Annotated in this window: 17 protein-coding genes; 6 read left to right on the top strand and 11 right to left on the bottom strand. The window is 70.4% G+C overall.

Annotated features, from left to right (window positions below; all coding sequences use genetic code 11):
- Window positions 1-169 precede the first annotated feature (169 nt).
- From IMZ11_RS30650 to IMZ11_RS30635, 4 genes are all read left to right on the top strand, one after another.
- Window positions 170-781, top strand: a complete 612-nt coding sequence (locus IMZ11_RS30650; protein WP_228645913.1) for a TetR/AcrR family transcriptional regulator — start codon at window positions 170-172, stop codon at window positions 779-781.
- Window positions 781-1,320, top strand: coding sequence for a hypothetical protein (locus IMZ11_RS30645; RefSeq protein WP_228645912.1), 540 nt, complete (start codon window positions 781-783; stop codon window positions 1,318-1,320). The genes IMZ11_RS30650 and IMZ11_RS30645 overlap by 1 nt, the downstream gene beginning before the upstream one ends.
- Window positions 1,321-1,358: 38 nt before the next feature.
- Window positions 1,359-2,072 (top strand): hypothetical protein, encoded by a 714-nt coding sequence (locus tag IMZ11_RS30640; RefSeq protein ID WP_228645911.1) that lies wholly within the window; start codon window positions 1,359-1,361, stop codon window positions 2,070-2,072.
- Window positions 2,073-2,286: 214 nt separating this feature from the next.
- A complete protein-coding gene (locus tag IMZ11_RS30635; RefSeq protein WP_228645910.1) occupies window positions 2,287-2,616 on the top strand; it encodes a DUF427 domain-containing protein in 330 nt (109 codons plus the stop codon).
- A 61-nt stretch (window positions 2,617-2,677) separates the two neighbouring features.
- On the opposite strand, the gene IMZ11_RS30630 is transcribed toward IMZ11_RS30635, so the two are convergent.
- From IMZ11_RS30630 to IMZ11_RS30605, 6 genes are all read right to left on the bottom strand, one after another.
- Window positions 2,678-3,430 (bottom strand): SRPBCC domain-containing protein, encoded by a 753-nt coding sequence (locus tag IMZ11_RS30630; protein WP_228645909.1) that lies wholly within the window; start codon window positions 3,428-3,430, stop codon window positions 2,678-2,680.
- A 1-nt stretch (window position 3,431) separates the two neighbouring features.
- Window positions 3,432-4,046: a helix-turn-helix domain-containing protein gene (locus tag IMZ11_RS30625; protein ID WP_228645908.1), complete on the bottom strand. Its 615-nt coding sequence runs from the start codon at window positions 4,044-4,046 to the stop codon at window positions 3,432-3,434.
- A 70-nt stretch (window positions 4,047-4,116) separates the two neighbouring features.
- Window positions 4,117-5,859, bottom strand: a complete 1,743-nt coding sequence (locus tag IMZ11_RS30620) for a pyruvate dehydrogenase (protein ID WP_228645907.1) — start codon at window positions 5,857-5,859, stop codon at window positions 4,117-4,119.
- Between the two features lie 160 nt (window positions 5,860-6,019).
- Window positions 6,020-6,652: a hypothetical protein gene (locus tag IMZ11_RS30615; protein WP_228645906.1), complete on the bottom strand. Its 633-nt coding sequence runs from the start codon at window positions 6,650-6,652 to the stop codon at window positions 6,020-6,022.
- A 418-nt stretch (window positions 6,653-7,070) separates the two neighbouring features.
- Complete coding sequence (locus IMZ11_RS30610) at window positions 7,071-7,724, bottom strand: TetR/AcrR family transcriptional regulator (protein WP_228645905.1); 654 nt, start codon at window positions 7,722-7,724, stop codon at window positions 7,071-7,073.
- A 16-nt stretch (window positions 7,725-7,740) separates the two neighbouring features.
- On the bottom strand, window positions 7,741-8,472 hold the full coding sequence (locus tag IMZ11_RS30605; protein ID WP_228645904.1) for a maleylpyruvate isomerase family mycothiol-dependent enzyme: 732 nt from the start codon (window positions 8,470-8,472) through the stop codon (window positions 7,741-7,743).
- Window positions 8,473-8,658: 186 nt separating this feature from the next.
- Between IMZ11_RS30605 and IMZ11_RS30600 the strand changes: the two genes are divergently transcribed.
- Both IMZ11_RS30600 and IMZ11_RS46395 read left to right on the top strand, forming a co-directional pair.
- A complete protein-coding gene (locus IMZ11_RS30600; RefSeq protein WP_228645903.1) occupies window positions 8,659-9,414 on the top strand; it encodes a class I SAM-dependent methyltransferase in 756 nt (251 codons plus the stop codon).
- Window positions 9,415-9,595: 181 nt separating this feature from the next.
- Window positions 9,596-10,510, top strand: coding sequence for an N-acetyltransferase (locus tag IMZ11_RS46395; protein WP_228645902.1), 915 nt, complete (start codon window positions 9,596-9,598; stop codon window positions 10,508-10,510).
- 88 nt (window positions 10,511-10,598) lie between these two features.
- On the opposite strand, the gene IMZ11_RS30590 is transcribed toward IMZ11_RS46395, so the two are convergent.
- Genes IMZ11_RS30590 through IMZ11_RS30570 form a run of 5 tightly spaced genes read right to left on the bottom strand, consistent with a single transcriptional unit; the run spans window position 10,599 to window position 15,123 of the window.
- Window positions 10,599-12,731 (bottom strand): peptidase domain-containing ABC transporter, encoded by a 2,133-nt coding sequence (locus IMZ11_RS30590; RefSeq protein WP_228645901.1) that lies wholly within the window; start codon window positions 12,729-12,731, stop codon window positions 10,599-10,601.
- Window positions 12,728-12,916 carry a hypothetical protein gene (locus IMZ11_RS30585; RefSeq protein WP_061254000.1) on the bottom strand — a complete coding sequence of 63 codons (189 nt, stop codon included), beginning with the start codon at window positions 12,914-12,916 and terminating at the stop codon, window positions 12,728-12,730. Before IMZ11_RS30585 ends, IMZ11_RS30590 begins: the two co-directional genes overlap by 4 nt.
- Window positions 12,913-13,962: a TIGR04500 family putative peptide maturation system protein gene (locus IMZ11_RS30580; RefSeq protein WP_228645900.1), complete on the bottom strand. Its 1,050-nt coding sequence runs from the start codon at window positions 13,960-13,962 to the stop codon at window positions 12,913-12,915. The genes IMZ11_RS30585 and IMZ11_RS30580 overlap by 4 nt, the downstream gene beginning before the upstream one ends.
- Entirely contained in the window at window positions 13,962-14,924 is a 963-nt protein-coding gene (locus IMZ11_RS30575) for an MvdC/MvdD family ATP grasp protein (RefSeq protein ID WP_228645899.1), read from the bottom strand. The genes IMZ11_RS30580 and IMZ11_RS30575 overlap by 1 nt, the downstream gene beginning before the upstream one ends.
- 49 nt (window positions 14,925-14,973) lie before the next feature.
- Window positions 14,974-15,123 (bottom strand): hypothetical protein, encoded by a 150-nt coding sequence (locus tag IMZ11_RS30570; protein WP_228645898.1) that lies wholly within the window; start codon window positions 15,121-15,123, stop codon window positions 14,974-14,976.
- Window positions 15,124-15,425: the final 302 nt, after the last annotated feature.

Below are 15,425 nucleotides of genomic sequence, written 5' to 3'. Positions count from 1 at the left end.
GTCGCGCGGCTGCTGACTGGAACTGATCGCGATTCTGATGTTAAATTCAGTTTTAGTCAATGGGTGATCGAGAAGGGACGGACGGCCACGCGTGATCGCCTACACTCAGACCTCGTCATTGGGCAGCGGAAGACGGGTTCATCAGCAGAAGAGACGGAGGAAGCCGTCGATGCCAGCCACGCCGAAAGGACGGCGGACCGAGGCCGCGTTCTTGGACGCCGCCCGGCAGGTGTTCGCGGAGAAGGGGTACTTCAACGCGAAGATCTCCGACATCGCGCAGGCCGCGGGGAAGTCTCCCGGGTCGTTCTACAACTACTACGAGAACAAGGAGGAGCTGCTCGAAGCGCTCCTCGAACAGTTCTCGATCGAGGTCCTCGAGGCGTCCTTCAAGAGCCAGAGCGACGATCCGCTGGAGAGCATCCGCGGTGCCGTGAGGGCCTACTGGACCACCTACCGCAAGTACCTCGCTGAGATGGTGGGCGTCTTCCAGATGTCCATGACGGACGCCGCCTTCGCCGAACGCTGGCGGGAGAACCGCGCGGCCGGCATTCGCACGGTCCTCGCGGGGATCAAGAACGCGGAGAAGGCGGGACACCACGTCGAGCTCGATCCGGGCACACTGGCGTCCGCGATCGTCTCGATGCTCGAGTCCTTCTGCTGGGTGTGGATGGCGGCGGGCGGCGACGCGAACGTCAACGCCCCCGACGACGAGACCGCGATCGAGACGCTCAGCGCGCTCTGGTATCGCACGATCTATTTCGTCCCCCCCTCCCCCGCCTGATGAACGAGCCGGGGAACGCGGCGGAGCAGCCGAGGCTGGCGAAAGCGGGGCGGGCGATGGCCCTGGCCACGCTCGTCTCCCGGATCACCGGGTTCGGCCGCACCCTCGCCGACACCCGTACCCCGGCGTTGATCGGCGTGCTGGTCTCCGCCGTCACGGCGATCAGCGCCTGGGCGGCCGCGGCCATCGTCCCCGGTCCCGGCATGCTCGTCGCTCTCGCCGCCGGGTACGCCCTCGCCGGCACCGTCGGTCTTCTCACTTCGGCGATCGTCCTGAGGTCGCGGCTCGGACGGGTCGACGGTCATCGGCTCCTCTCCACCCACACGCGGACGGCGATCGCCGCGGCGGGCGCCGGCTTCACCGCGATCGCCGTCACCCACGCCCTCGTCCCCGCCATCGGAACGGGCTGGAGCGGCTCCCTCGTCATCCTGCTCGCCGCGGGGGCCGCGGGATGCGCGCTGTATCCCCTCGCCGCCCGGCTGCTCCGGATCACCGAGCTCCGCGTCCTCCTCTCGGCGCTGCGTCCCACTTCCGTGTGACTCCGCGTACTCGATCTCCGTTCGGATAGGTTCCTCCCGTGCCGAACGGATTCGACCTCGCCGCGGAACTCGCCGTCGCCGTCCAGGGCCGGGACCACGCGTGGGCGTTCATCCGGCGTTTCGCCGCCGAATGGCTGGCTCCGCTGGCCCCCGAGGACGGCTACGACGCGGCGGAACTGGACGCCGCGGAGGAGCGACTCGGCCTCCGGCTTCCCGCCGCGCTCCGCGAGGCGTACGCGTTGCTCGGCCGTCGCGACGACCTGACCGGCAACCAGGACACCCTGCTCCCGCCGGACAAGCTGTACGTGGACGACACCGGACAGGCCCTGGTCTATCGGGTGGAGAACCAGTACGTCGTGGAGTGGGGCATCGCCCTGGACACGCTGGACCGGGAAGACCCGGCGACGGTCTACCTGGCCGACATGCTGGACAAGACGACCGAACGCTGGGCGCCGTGGATCGACCGGCTGTCCCTGGCTTTCGTGGAGATCGTCATGTCGGAGTCCCTCTTCTCCGACGACGATCTCGCGGACAACCGGGAACTCGATCCGGAGACCGTCGCCGTGATCGAGGAGCTCTACGCGCGTGCTCCGATGCCCTCCTATCCCGAGGACGAGCCGGGCACCCGCTGGTTCCTCGGCCCGGACGTGCTGCTGCGCGACGACGGCCAGGCATGGTTGTGGGCCCGCGCCCGGACCTCCCAGGCCCTCGAAGACGTCTACAAGGCCCTTCCCGGCGAGTGGTACGTGTAAGGCGCGGCCGGACTACGCGTTCACCGCCTCACGCCCGGGTCAGGCACGGGATGAACAGGGACACGACGAGGGAGACCGCGGCGCAGCCGGAGACGTACCCGTAGAAGCCGGGGCACCATGGATGATCGTCGCCACACGGGGGCCCGATGAGGAATGTGCCCTCGCGTGGAATCGCTGGACCAGAGGACAGCCGCCGAGCCGACCAGGAGGCATCGTGTCCGAGGGGCACCGCATCACCATCGAGCAGGGTACCGAGCACGTACGCGTCGAGCGTGACGGCGTTCTCCTCGCGGAGAGCCGCCGCCCGCTCCTCCTTCGCGAGACGGGCATGCCCGTGCGCTACTACCTTCCCCGGGAGGACGTCCGCATCGATCTCCTGACCCCGTCCGACACCCACACGTACTGCCCCTTCAAGGGCACGGCGTCCTATTGGTCGCGGCCGGACGCGAAGGACCTGGTGTGGGCGTATCCGGACCCGAAGCCCGACGTCGCCGAGATCCGGGACCACCTCTGCTTCTACGACGTCGAGGTGGTCGCCGGCTGAGGACGGACCCGACCCGACCCCGGCCGGGCAAGCCGTCCGGGGCCGGGTCGTCAGGTCGGGATCAGGCGAAGGTCCGGGCGAGCCAGGACTGCCAGGCCGCGTCGAGATCCTTTCCGTCCACGCTTCCCGAGAAGTCGTGGTGTTCCACGACGACCGCGTCCTGGTGGCCGTGGATGAACATGTGGATCCCTTCGTCCGTGCGCACGCCCAGGAAGTTGGGATGCCGGGCGAACTCGACGACTCCGTCGGCCGGCGGGAGGCCCTCCACCGCGAGCCGTACCGGATCGCCGTCGGCGACCTGCGCCCCGGTCAGGCCGAGCACGTCCTTGAACGCCGACCAGACCCGATCTCCGTCCGCGACCTGCGGCCCGACGGCGAACACGTTGTGCGCCGCGATCCGGCCGACGAAGTTCCTGAGGTAGACGGCCAGCTTCCGCAGGTACATGCGGTCGCCCACCTTGAGCGCGTCGTACTCCGCTTCCCAGTCGTCGCCGAGGAAGCCGTTGTGGACGAAGCGCAGCACCGTGCTGCCGCCGCCGCGGCCCTCGATGAGGTACTCGAAGGCCATGAAGGTGCCGTCGGGGTTCTCCGCCGTCCGGAGCGCGTACTTCTTGCCGGGCTCCCAGGCGGTGACCGTGGCCTCGCTGGTGAAGCCCATCATCTCCTGGCTCGTCCTGCCGCCTTCCCGGGGCTCGATCTCGTTCCGCCCCATGAACCAGGAGTCGACTCCCGGACCGGTGGCGATGGCCTCCCACACCTGCTCCGGAGTGGCATCCAGCGCGATCTCCTCGCGCACCTCGAACTCGTGCGGCACGTCAGGACTCCTTCGTCTCTGTCTCGGTCGTGATCACGGGCCTGACGCTCGGATGGACGGCGACGATCACGCGGTGATCGCGCCCGCCCTCGGCCGTCTCGTCGTGATATTTGGATACCAGTGCGGTGACCGCGTTCGTGAGCTCCTCGGCGAACGCGGCGCGGTCTGCCGCCGTGGCGAATCGCACCTCGCCGTCCAGGGCGAACGTGGCGACCCGCTTGCGCGCCCGCGCCGCGCCGGTGAGGAGGGCGCCGACGTCGCTCACCAGCCGGGCGGCCAGGGCGAGCAGCCAGCGTGCCGACAACCGGTCGGGCGAGCGGGAGGGGTCGGGCTGCACGTCGGCGAGCGCGGCCGGTGAGATCACGTACGACGCCGCCGTGGCGCGCAGCACGCGCTCGGTGACGTTGCCCTTCCTGCGCTCCTCCACGAGCTCGACCAGCCCGTGCTTCTCCAACGCCTTGAGGTGATAGTTCACCTTCTGCCGCGGCAGGCCGATCTTGGCGGCCAGCATCGTGGCCGATCCGGGCTCGGCCAGCTCGGCGAGCAGCCGGGCGCGCACCGGGTCCAGTGAGACCTCCGCCGCCGCCGGATCCTCGATCACCGCAACTTCGAACATGCGCCAACGATGTCACCGACAATTTTTATTGTCAAGAACATGTGAGTTGTCGGACTGCTCCGAGGCGTCGTCACGGGCGAGGGATGTTGCGGAGGTTGGACCGGGCCATCTGGACCATCCGGCCGACCCCGCCGTCCAGCACCAGCTTCCCCGCCGAGAGCGCGAACCCCGCGAGTTGCTCCCCCGTGATGCGCGGCGGGAGGGAGAGGGCGTTCGGATCGGTGACGACGTCGACGAGAGCCGGGCCGTCATGGCGGAGCACATCGCGCAGCGCGTCCCTGACCTGTTTCGGATCCTCCACCCGGACGCCGTACGCCCCCGCCGCGCGGGCGATGGCGGCGTAGTCGGTGTGCGGGTAGGTCGTGCCGTACGGCCGCAGGCCCGCGACCATCATCTCCAGGTCGACCATGCCGAGCGAGGAGTTGTCGAACAGCACCACCTTCACCGGCAGGTCGTGCTGGACCAGGGACAGGAAGTCGCCCATGAGCATGGAGAAACCGCCGTCACCCGACAACGAGACGACCTGCCGGCCGCGGTGGGCGAACTGCGCGCCGAGCGCCTGGGGCAGCGCGTTGGCCATCGACCCGTGGCTGAAGGAGCCGATCACCCGCCGCCGGCCGTTCGGGGTGAGATAGCGGGCGGCCCAGACGTTGCACATGCCGGTGTCCACCGTGAAGACGGCGTCGTCGGCGGCCTCCTCGTCGAGGACCGACGCGACGTACTCCGGATGGATCGGGACATGCTTCTCCACGTCGCGCGTGTACGCCTCCACGACACCGTTGAGCGCGTCGGAGTGCTTCTTCAGCATCCGGTCGAGGAATCTGCGGTCGGTCTTCTCCTCGACCCGCGGGATCAGCGCGCGGAGCGTCTCGCGGGCGTCGCCCCACACCGCCAGGTCCAGCTTGGACCGCCGCCCCAGGTGCTCGGGCCGTACGTCGACCTGGACGATGCGCACGTCCTCCGGCAGGAACGCGTTGTACGGGAAGTCCGTGCCGAGCAGGATCAGCAGGTCGGCCTCGTGCATGGCGTCGTACGCCGCGCCGTAGCCGAGCAGCCCCGTCATGCCCACGTCGTAGGGATTGTCGTACTGGATCCATTCCTTGCCGCGCAGCGCGTGGCCCACCGGCGCCTTGATCCGTTCGGCGAAGGCCATGACCTCGTCGTGCGCTCCCCCCGTACCGCTGCCGCAGAACAGCGTCACCCGCCGGGCGTCGTCGACCATCATGGCCAGCGCGTCGATCTCCTCATCGGCCGGGCGGATCGTGGGACGGCGGGTGACCAGCGCCAGTTCGGCCGCCTTCTGGGGCGCCTCACGGGCCGCGATGTCGCCGGGCAGGCTGACCACCGAGACACCCGACCGGCCCACCGCGTGCTGGATCGCCGTCTGCAGCACCCGCGGCATCTGCGAAGGATGCGAGATCAGCTCCGAGTAGTGGCTGCATTCGGCGAACAGCCGGTCGGGGTGGGTCTCCTGGAAGTAGGCGGTGCCGATCTCGCTGCTGGGAATCTGCGCGGCGAGCGCGACCACCGGCGCCATGCTGCGGTGCGCGTCGTACAGGCCGTTGATCAGATGCAGGTTTCCCGGGCCGCAACTGCCCGCGCACGCCGCCAGGTCGCCGGTGAGCTGCGCCTCGGCGCCGGCGGCGAAGGCCGCGGTCTCCTCGTGCCGCACCTGGATCCAGTCGATGCCGGGGGCCCGGCGAACGGCATCGGTGATCGGGTTGAGACTGTCCCCGACGACGCCGTAGATCCGCCGGACGCCCGCCTGGGCGAGGATGTCGACGAACTGATCGGCGATGGTCTGCCTGGCCATACGAAGCTCCCCCCGACCGGCGTCGGGCCGGCTCTCTTCCGCTCTTCCTGACCGACTCCTGCCCCGCGTCGCGCGAGGCAGTACTCGTCGCCCGGCCGGAACCGATCCCGTCGGGAAGGGCCCGCCCTGGCGCAAGCGGCGGATCGGACGGGAGGGCGGATCAGGCGCGACGTGCCCGCCACATCTCCACGGCCACCCAGAGCCCGCCGATCGCGATCAGGCCACCGTGCGCGATACGGATCGCGGGCGAGCCGAAGAACTGCGGGAGGAACAGGATGAATCCGGCGGCCAGCGGGACGCCGCTCCACCGCGCCAGCACACCGGAGCGCCAGATGGCGACGGCCGCCAGGACCACGCCGACACCGAGCAGCAGAAGTCCGCCCCCGAACATCGTGACCGCCGCCGGGCCGAACCGGAACTCGTCGGCGAGCGCCAGCAGCGACGCGTCCTGCTCCTGGAGCGCGCGTCCCGCGATGACGTTCAGCCCGAAGACCTCGGCCCCGTAGTACGGCAACGTCAGCCCCACGCCGATCCACGTGACCACGACGGCGGGCAGCGTGAGAGGCCGGTCGAGGACGCGGTGCAGCGCCAGCAGTCCCAGCGTGAGCAGGACGAACCCCACCACGGCGAACAGGTGAGCCGCCATCCACGCCGAGGAGGCCATCGCCCGGGCGCCCGCGAGCGTCGTCTCGTCCGAGTACGGCCGCACAAGTGGATACAGGAGGAACAGGACACCGGCCGCCGCGAGCGAACCGGCGCCAAGGCGGGCACGGGAAGAGCTGGGAGTGGTCATGGTTCTCTCCGATCGAGACATCGTTCGGCGCATTGCTCCGTTTCGAGAGCAATGCTCTCTATTAAGAACGATGGTGTCAAGCGAGTCTTATGCTCTGATGAGTGGCCCGGCAGGCACGCGTCCGCCACGGCACACGCCTGCGGTGCCGTACGGGAGAGGGCGCCGGGCGAGGCGAGCCGTCGATCCCGTCGATCAGACGGTGGAGCGGCCGGGCCCATCCCGCCCCGCACGCTGATCTCAGACGAGGAACCGGCCGTCACGTCAGCGCAGGCGGGCGCCGCTGTCGTACGCGCCGGAGGTCAACCTCGATCCACCGTTCCCGACCGAACGGAGCTTCCGGGCTGTCCGGTTACTCGCGGAGACACGGTTCGTCGAGCGGTTCAGCCCGCGGGTCGGCTGATCGGTGGTTCCGAACGGATCACAGGGCCAAGGAGCGATGCCGATCCCGGACCGGGCGTCCGGTCCCCGCGGCGAAGAGTGCGTCGAGCAGGCGCTCGACGGCGGTGCCCATGGCGGCGCGGGTCGCCACGGGATCGTCGGCCCCCGCGATGATCATGCCGGCCTGGACGAGCGCGCCGTACAGCAGGTGCGTGAGCGGCTCGGCGGGCTGATCGGCGATCATGCCCGCGTCGACCGCCTGGGCGAGGCCATGGGCCAGGAGGCGGCGCGGGCATCGGGGGTTGTCGAGGCGCTGCCAATGGCTCCAGCCCAGCACCGACGTGCTTTCCTGGAGCAGGATCCGCTGGACCGGGCGTTCGAGGCAGGCGTCGAGGAAGGTGTCGGTGCCGACGCGCAGCAGGCTCGCCGGATCCCCGGCTCCGGCCTCGATGGAGGCGGCCGTCGCGGCGTTGACGCGGTCGAAGATGTCGCCCTCGACGGTCTCCAGGACGGCGCGAAAGATCTCCTCCTTGTCCGCGAAGTGGTGGTAGAGCGCTCCTCGCGTGACGTTGGCCCGGGCGACGACCTCACCGGTGGAGGTGTCGGCGTACCCCTTCTCGGCGAACAGGGCGGCGGCGGCCTCGACGAGCGCGGTCCGTGTCGTTTCGCCCTGTTCGACCTTCCGGTTGCCCATAGGCCAATCGTACGGATCAGTGGTGGACGTTCACGCTCTCATCGAGGCCGAGCTCGGCCGGATCGGCCCGTCCCGTCGCCACCAGCACGAACCGCAGGGCGTCCGCGCGCAGGATCGGCTCCTCCGCCGCCCCGGCTCCGCCGATCTCGAAGACACCCGCCTCGAAGACGCCGGGCTCGAAGGCACCCGACTCGAAGGCACCCGACTCGACGCCACCCGGCTCGACGACGCCGGTCTCGTCCGAGCCGTCGAGGGCGATCCGCGCGGGGCCCCACCCCTTGGCACCGAGCTCGGCCACGACCCATCGCACCGCCGCCGCCAGCCCCGGGCCGCGCTCGCTCGGCCGGCCCAGCGCCGTACGGATGTCGTCGGCGTGCAGGTACGCGTCGTACCAGAGGGTCAGGACGCCGTTGCCGATCGTCCGTTCCGGAACCAGGCTGGGGCGGTTCCAGTAGTCGGTGGAGGCGTGGAGCAGCGGCCGGATGTCGGCGGCGGCGCTGCGCAGTTCGGCGGCGTGATCGTGGTCGCGGAAGGCACGGGCCTGCTCGTCCGGGCTCCGGCTGCCGACGGTCAGCGCGAGCGTGTCGGCGGCGTTGCCCACGACGTGAGCGGCCACGTCGCGCACCGCCCAGTTCGCGCACCGGGTGGGCAGGTCCAGTTCCTCCAGGGACAACCCGCCGACCAGGTCCGCGAACGCGGCGTACTCCGCGATGAGGCCGTCGATCGTCCGGGCCGGGGTCAGTTCCATGTCGCCGCCTCTCCTGCCGTCTCCGCGACGGCCTCCGCGCGGGAAGGCGAACGAGGGCCGCCCGTGCGCCGGGGCCCGGCTCCCGATCTTCCTTCCGGATACCGAGAAATATACATACAGGCTGCATGTACGCATAGGCCGGAAAATCCATGGACCGGACCGGAGGAGAACTGACAGCCTCGGACCATGACGAGGACGTTCGACGAGCTGGTCGCCGAGGCGGAATCCGCGTCCGTCGACGGCTGGGACTTCTCCTGGCTGGACGGCCGCGCCACGGAGGAGCGCCCGTCGTGGGGCTACGCGCGACTGGTGGCCGAGCGCATGGCCCGCGCCACGGCCGCGCTCGACATCCAGACCGGTGGCGGCGAGGTGCTCGCGAGCGTGCCGCAGCTGCCCGCCCTGACCGCCGCCACGGAGTCATGGCCGCCGAACGTCGCGCGGGCGAGCCGCCTGCTGCGCCCGCGCGGGGTCGTGGTCGTCGACACGGGCGACGGTTCGCGGCTCCCGTTCGCCGACGACGCCTTCGATCTCGTGATCAGCCGGCATCCGGTGTCCACCGGATGGGAGGAGATCGCCCGCGTGCTCCAGCCGGGAGGGACATACCTCTCCCAGGAGGTCGGCCCGAGGAGCGTCGCGGAGGTGACGGAGTTCTTCATGGGCCCGCAGCCGCCCGGCTACGCCCGCGACCCCGAGCGCGCCCGGGCGGCGGCCGAGTCGGCCGGCCTTGAGGTGCTCGACCTACGGCTGGAGTCCCTGCGTACGGTGTTCCACGACGTCGGAGCGGTGATCTACTTCCTCAGGAAAGTGATCTGGATCGTCCCGGGGTTCACGGTCGACCGCTACCGCGCCGAGCTCAGGGCCTTCCACGACCGGATCGAGGCCGACGGCCCGTTCGTCGCGCACGCCACCCGGTTCCTCATCGAGGCCCGCACACCCGTCTGATCCCCGGCCCGCGTACTCTGCGACGAACGACGCGGCGAAGGAACGATCGTCCCGGTCTGGCCACCCAAGCCGACCGGTCCGCACCGATCCACGCCGATCCACGCCGATCCACGCCGGCCCGCACCGATCCACGCCGGCAAAATGGGATGAACGATGGCACTCCGGGCGGCAGGATGACCGGGTGACCATCGCGGCCGAACTGACCATGCGTCCCTACTCCGACGCGGACCTTCCTCTCCTCCAGCGGACCTTCGCGGAGTGGATCGCCGTGGCCGGCCGGTGCGGATACGACCACATCGGCGAGCTGCCGCACCGCATCTACGAGAACCTCCGCGGGCGGCGTCCCGTGGGAGAGCTCGTCCACGTCTGGGAGCACGGCGGCGCCATCGCCGGGATCGCCGTCAACCTGCGCTTCGGCTCGGCGTTCGACGTCTTCACCGCGCCGTCACTACGCGGTACGCCTGCGGAGCTGGAGATGCTCCGCGTCGCGTACGAGACGACGGGCCGTCTCATGGGCCGCGACGAGCCGTTCGTGCTGACCGACCTGTTCGACTGCGACACGACCCGGGCCGAGCTGCTCACCCGGCTCGGGTTCGCCCGCTTCCGCACCTGGGACCACGTCAACGAACGCGATCTGGCCGGGCCCCTCCCCGAGCCGGTGCCGCCCGGCGGATTCGTCCTGCGCGAGGCCCGGCCGGAGGACGCCGAGCAGCTCGCGGTGGCCCGCAACCACTCCTTCGACGAGGACTGGACGGGAGAGCTGTACCGGTCGGCGGTCATGGAGAAGCCCGGCTACGACCCCGCGCGCGAGATCGTCGTCGAGTCCCCTGACGGGAGGATCGCGGCGTTCACCGTGTACTGGACCGACGACCGCAACCGGATCGGGCACTTCGAGCCGGTCGGCACCCACCGGGACTTCCAGCGCATGGGCCTCGCCCGCGCGGCGATGCTGTACGCGATGCGACGCATGGCGGAGCGGGGCATGACCACGGTGACCATGAACCACAACGCCGAGAACCTCCCCGCGGCCGGGCTGTACGCGTCGCTGGGCTTCGTCAGGCGGCATGAGACGTACGGCTTCCGCAAGCCCTACTAACGACGCCCTACTGACGACGCCCTGCCGGCGACGAACCCGGTCGGCGAACGGCCTCGTCAGTGGACGGCCTGGTCAGCGGATGGCCTGGTCAGCGGATGGACTGCCGCTCGGTCAGGGCGGCGTACCGGCCGCCGTACCGCATCAGCTCGTCGTGGGTGCCCCGTTCGACGATCCGGCCCGCCTCGACGACGAGGATCTGGTCGGCGTCGCGTACCGTGCTCAGCCGGTGGGCGATCACGATGCGGGTCTGGGTCAGCCAGGCGAGGTTGTGCTCGATCGCCGCCTCGGCGGCGGTGTCGAGATGGCTCGTCGCCTCGTCGAGCAGCAGGACCCTGGGCTGGGGCAGGAGCGCCCGCGCGAGCGCGATCCGCTGCCGCTGGCCGCCGGAGAGACCGCTGCCCTCGGTGAGCATCGTCTCGTAGCCCATGGGCATGGCCATGATGTCGTCGTGGACGCAGGCCATCCTGGCCGCCGCCACCACCTGCTCCAGCGAGGCGTCCGGAACGGCCAGGCCGATGTTGTCCCTGATGGTCCCGGTGAAGAGGTGCGGATCCTGGGTGACCACGCCGAATCGGCTGCGCAACCAGCGCGCGTCGATGTCCCACGCGGGCGTCCCGTCGTACCAGACGTCGCCCTCGACCGGCTGGTACAGGCCCAGCAGGATCCGTCCCAGCGTGCTCTTGCCCGACCCGGAACTGCCCACGAGGGCGATCTTCTGCCCCGGCCCGACCGCGAGCGACACGTTCCTTACCGTCCACGGGGAGCGCGGGTCGAAGCGGAATCCGACGTCCCGGAGGACCACCTCGCCGCGCAGGTGCGGCCGCTTCCTGCCTCTCCGCTCGGGCTCTGCCTCGACGATGTCGGCCAGTCGCTCGAAGTGCGCCCCGGCCTCCTGGAGCTCCTGGAGGCTGGTCAGCAGCGAGGTCAGCGGAGTGAGGGTGGACATGGCCAGCGCGTTGAGCGCGAGCATGGTGCCCAGGGTCAGCTCGCCGTCGAGCACCCGTGACGCGCCCACGAGCAGCAGCAGCGCGGGACCGAGGATCCTGATCCCCGACAGGACCGCGTCCAGGACCCCGCGGGTCAGGCCGAGACGCATGTCGGCGTTCATCTGGGCGGTGAACATCCCGGACCACCGCTCCATGGCACGCCATTCGGCGCTGGACGCCTTGATCGTCTCGATGCCTCCGATGGACTCGATGAGCCGGCCCTGGGTCGTGGCGGCGGCGGTCATCTCGCGCCCGGTCAGGTCGGCGATCCGCCTCCGGGTGGCCAGCAGCAGCGCGACCTGGACGACCGCCACGGCGAGCAGGCATCCCCCGAGCACGGGATCGCCCAGCAGGACCAGCGTCATGAGGACCGCGGCCATCGGACCGTCGAGCAGCGCGGAGAGCGCCTGGCCGGACAGCATGGCCCGGAGGCTGGCCGCGCTCTGCGTGCTCATGACCAGGTCGCTCGTCCCCCTGAGGGTGAAGAACCGGTAGGGCAGCGTGAACAGGTGCCCGACCACCCCCGCCGTGAACTGGGTGTCCGCCCGCGCCCGCAACGTGAGCAGCACGGCCGTACGGAGATACGTGAGTATCGCCTGGGTGAGCACGACGAAGCCGAGCCCCACGAGGAGGATCCGCAGCAGATAGCGGTTCCCTCCGGGGAGTACCTCGTCGACGACGAGCCCGGAGAGCAGGGGAAGGACGAGGGCGACCCCCTGCAACAGCAGGGACGCGAACAACGCCTGGAGCAGCAGCCCGCGGTGGCGGGTCAGCAGGGCGCGGACCAGGTCCCGGCGCCACGGGCGGCGCTGCGGGCCCTGGACGTCGAACTCGGGGCCGGGTTCGAAGGCCAGGACGACCCCGGTGAACCCGACGTCGAACTCCTCCGGCGTGAGCCTGCGCCGCCCGGAGGCGGGATCGACGACCTCGACGACGTCCGGACGCCACCGCTCGACGACCAGGAAGTGGTTGAACTCCCAGTGCACGATGAACGGTCCGGGCACCGCGCCGAGCTGCTCGGGGGCGAGCGAGAACGCCTTGGCGCGCAGGCCGTACGACCTGGCGGCCTCCGCGATGGCCAACGCGTTCAGCCCGTCCCGCGACACCTGGACGTGCTCGCCGACCTCGCGCACGGTCGTGCGGCGTCCGTGGTGCCCGAGGACCATCGCCAGGCAGGCCGCGCCGCAGTCGGCCATCGTGGCCTGCCTGATCACGGGCACCCGCCCGCGCCTCATCGCCCCGCTCCGAGCGAGGGAAGGACGCCGATCAGCACCACGGCCGCCATCGACATCGCGAGCAGCCCGACGTAGATCCACAGGCCGAGCAGGAGCCTCCTGGAGATCCGGTACGGCCGCTCGACGCGCCGCCGGGCGGCCATGTGGTGGTGAACCGCCTTCTCCCGGTACGGAAGTCCCGTCATGTGCCGGCCCGCCCAGCCGTACCGGCCGGATCCGCGACGCCGGAGGAGCCGGACGCGCCGGTCCGCTCCGTGGTTCCCCAGAACCATTCGATCTTGGCCGTGCTCCTGCGCCGCTCGATCCATTCGGCGAAGATCCGGCGTTCGACGAGGTCGCGCACGGCGCCGTCGAGGACGGCGGACTCCACCGCCAGCACCTTGATCACCAGGTGACCGTGCTCCGTCTCGAACGGACCGGTGACCGTCCCCGGCGCGGCTCCGAAGACCCGGCCGGCCGTCTCCGGATCCAGCTCTCCTCTGCGCAGCGTGGCGAACACCTCGCCCGGCCGTGCCGTACCGTCCGCGAAGGCCCGCTCCACGGCGTCGAGGAACCCGTCGGCGGCGAGCACGCGCGGCCCGTCGGTGAACTCCACCCGCGCGACGCGGGCGACGTCGAACTCGTGACCGTGCGCGGCGAACCAGTCCTCGACCCGGCCGGCGGCCACCCGCGACCGTAGCCTGGCCACGGACGCCTCAAGCACGACCAGCTCCTCCAGCTCGTGGTGGGAGATGCGGTTGCGGTCCATCCACGCCCGGATCGCGCCGCCGGTCAGCAGGCCGCGGGCCCGGCGGAACGCGTCCATCGCCTCCTGGAGCTCCGCGTCGGTCAGCGGTTCCTGCTCCTCCTCCAGCACCTCGCGTACGAGGCTGTCGCCGATGAGGCGGTCGGCCAGCCGCGACTCGTCCCAGATGAAGTCCAGGCAGGCGATGGCCCTGGCCACCGGGGTCTCGACCCCGTTGACCCGGAGCAGCAGATGCTCACCGGCCCGGTGCACACCGCGCAGCGGCCAGGGCAGCGCCCGGTCGGGACACCACGAGAGGGAGATCGTGGCGCCGTCGCGTTCCTTGATGAGCAGGGCGTGATGAAGTGATCCGTCATATTCCTCACGCTGGGCGACCAGCCGCACCCGCGCCTCCGGGTGCCGCGCCCTGAACCCGTCAAGGTCACGCTCGGCCGTACCGGCGCCGAGCATGTCGATCGCCTCGGCGAGCATCCGCCCGTCCGTCATCACGTCACTCCGCTCATGAGCAGCTCGCCGATCGCCGCGCCGATGGGCAGCCCGGTCGCGTCCTCGATCCAGAGGAACTGGCCGTTCGGGTTGATCTCCAGGAAGACGTGGCGGCCGTCCGGCGTGAGGATCAGGTCGATCGCGCCGTAGGCCAGCCCGAGCCGCTCGACCAGGTCCAGGCACCGCTGGGAGATCTCCGGCGGCAGGTCGTGCGCCCGGATGGGCGTCGCGCCGGGGTCGTAGTGCCGCCAGTCGTACCGGGTGTGGTTGCTCACCTGGGAATGGATCTCCGCGGCGAAGACCTTCCTGCCCACCACGGTCACGCGTATCTCGACCCGCTTGGGCACGTACGCCTGGACGATGACCGGGCAGAAGCGCAGGGCGTCCGCGTACGCGACGTCCGCAGGGGTGACGGGGGCCGCGAACCGGCCGAACCGCTCTCCCTCCGCTTCGAGCTGGTTGCCGTGCACGGGCTTGGTGATCACACGGCCCTCGTGCCGGTCGTAGAAGTCGAGGAAGCTCTCGGGGTCGGTCGTGATCAGCGTCGCGGGAAGCTCGAAGCCCAGCCGCCTGGCCAGTTCGAGCTGGTACGGCTTGCGCGCCGCGCGGTCGATGACCGGCCGGGAGGCGGGAACCGTGAGGCAGTCGAGGCTGTCCCACAGGCTCTCGGCCATGACGCGGCACTCCTCCTCCACGTAGTCGCGGGCGGCGACCCGCGGATGCGCGACCGGGTCGAGGGGCCGGCGGTACCAGAGCGCGGTCAGCTCGTCGAGGACGAGGCGGCGACCCGCGCGGCCGAACACGCGGCTGGTCGAACCGTCGCCGGAGTGGCCGATCTCGAGGGTGGCGGCGGTCGGGAAGGAGGCGGGATCGAAGACGACGACGTCCGCGCCCGCGGCCATGAGCGGCTTCACGACCCGGTCGGCGTGCTCGTCTCCGTCGGAGGTCAGGACGAGGATCATCGGTGGGGCTCCGGGCGGGGGCGCGACGCGGTCGCGCCCCCGCGGCGAACTAGTTGCTGTCGCCGGAGGTGTGCGAGTGGCCGCCGTGGATCTCGATGACCTGGCTCTTGGCGCCGCCGCTCACCTGAAGAAGCTGACCCTCGTCGAGCTCCGGACCGAAGGCCGCGATGTCGTCGAGGGTGGTACGCGTCTTGCTCATACGTATCCCCGCCTTTCTTCCCGTACGGGACACCTCATGCGCCCCGTTGCACCGAGCAAGCTAGGCGAGCGTCAGATGCCCGGGCATCCGTCACGCGGGTGATCTTGTGTCATCCCGGCAGGGGACGCGGATCGGGGTTCCGGGTGTTTCCTTCCCTGGTTTCCGGTCCGACCCCGACATATATGAGCGCAGCTCATGCGGGTTCGCCGGACACAGGATGCACGTACGGCTCCGCCTAGAAGATCACTGAAGATCTTGCGTTCTGGCCTCGCCTCGGATGACGCGGGGCCAGACTCCTTATG

Origin of the sequence: Microtetraspora sp. AC03309 (genome assembly GCF_020826795.1) — a bacterium.
Lineage (GTDB): Bacteria > Actinomycetota > Actinomycetes > Streptosporangiales > Streptosporangiaceae > Microtetraspora > Microtetraspora glauca.
This window is presented reverse-complemented; position numbering and strand designations above follow the sequence as displayed.

Excerpts from the sequence above, each read along its gene's own strand:
- IMZ11_RS30650 (WP_228645913.1), top strand. The coding sequence starts at position 170 with ATGCCAGCCACGCCGAAAGGACGGCGGACCGAGGCCGCGTTCTTGGAC.
- IMZ11_RS30645 (WP_228645912.1), top strand. The coding sequence starts at position 781 with ATGAACGAGCCGGGGAACGCGGCGGAGCAGCCGAGGCTGGCGAAAGCG.
- IMZ11_RS30625 (WP_228645908.1), bottom strand. The coding sequence starts at position 4,046 with ATGTTCGAAGTTGCGGTGATCGAGGATCCGGCGGCGGCGGAGGTCTCA.
- IMZ11_RS30620 (WP_228645907.1), bottom strand. The coding sequence starts at position 5,859 with ATGGCCAGGCAGACCATCGCCGATCAGTTCGTCGACATCCTCGCCCAG.
- IMZ11_RS30615 (WP_228645906.1), bottom strand. The coding sequence starts at position 6,652 with ATGACCACTCCCAGCTCTTCCCGTGCCCGCCTTGGCGCCGGTTCGCTC.
- IMZ11_RS30610 (WP_228645905.1), bottom strand. The coding sequence starts at position 7,724 with ATGGGCAACCGGAAGGTCGAACAGGGCGAAACGACACGGACCGCGCTC.
- IMZ11_RS30605 (WP_228645904.1), bottom strand. The coding sequence starts at position 8,472 with ATGGAACTGACCCCGGCCCGGACGATCGACGGCCTCATCGCGGAGTAC.
- IMZ11_RS30600 (WP_228645903.1), top strand. The coding sequence starts at position 8,659 with ATGACGAGGACGTTCGACGAGCTGGTCGCCGAGGCGGAATCCGCGTCC.
- IMZ11_RS30590 (WP_228645901.1), bottom strand. The coding sequence starts at position 12,731 with ATGAGGCGCGGGCGGGTGCCCGTGATCAGGCAGGCCACGATGGCCGAC.
- IMZ11_RS30585 (WP_061254000.1), bottom strand. The coding sequence starts at position 12,916 with ATGACGGGACTTCCGTACCGGGAGAAGGCGGTTCACCACCACATGGCC.
- IMZ11_RS30580 (WP_228645900.1), bottom strand. The coding sequence starts at position 13,962 with ATGACGGACGGGCGGATGCTCGCCGAGGCGATCGACATGCTCGGCGCC.
- IMZ11_RS30575 (WP_228645899.1), bottom strand. The coding sequence starts at position 14,924 with ATGATCCTCGTCCTGACCTCCGACGGAGACGAGCACGCCGACCGGGTC.
- IMZ11_RS30570 (WP_228645898.1), bottom strand. The coding sequence starts at position 15,123 with ATGAGCAAGACGCGTACCACCCTCGACGACATCGCGGCCTTCGGTCCG.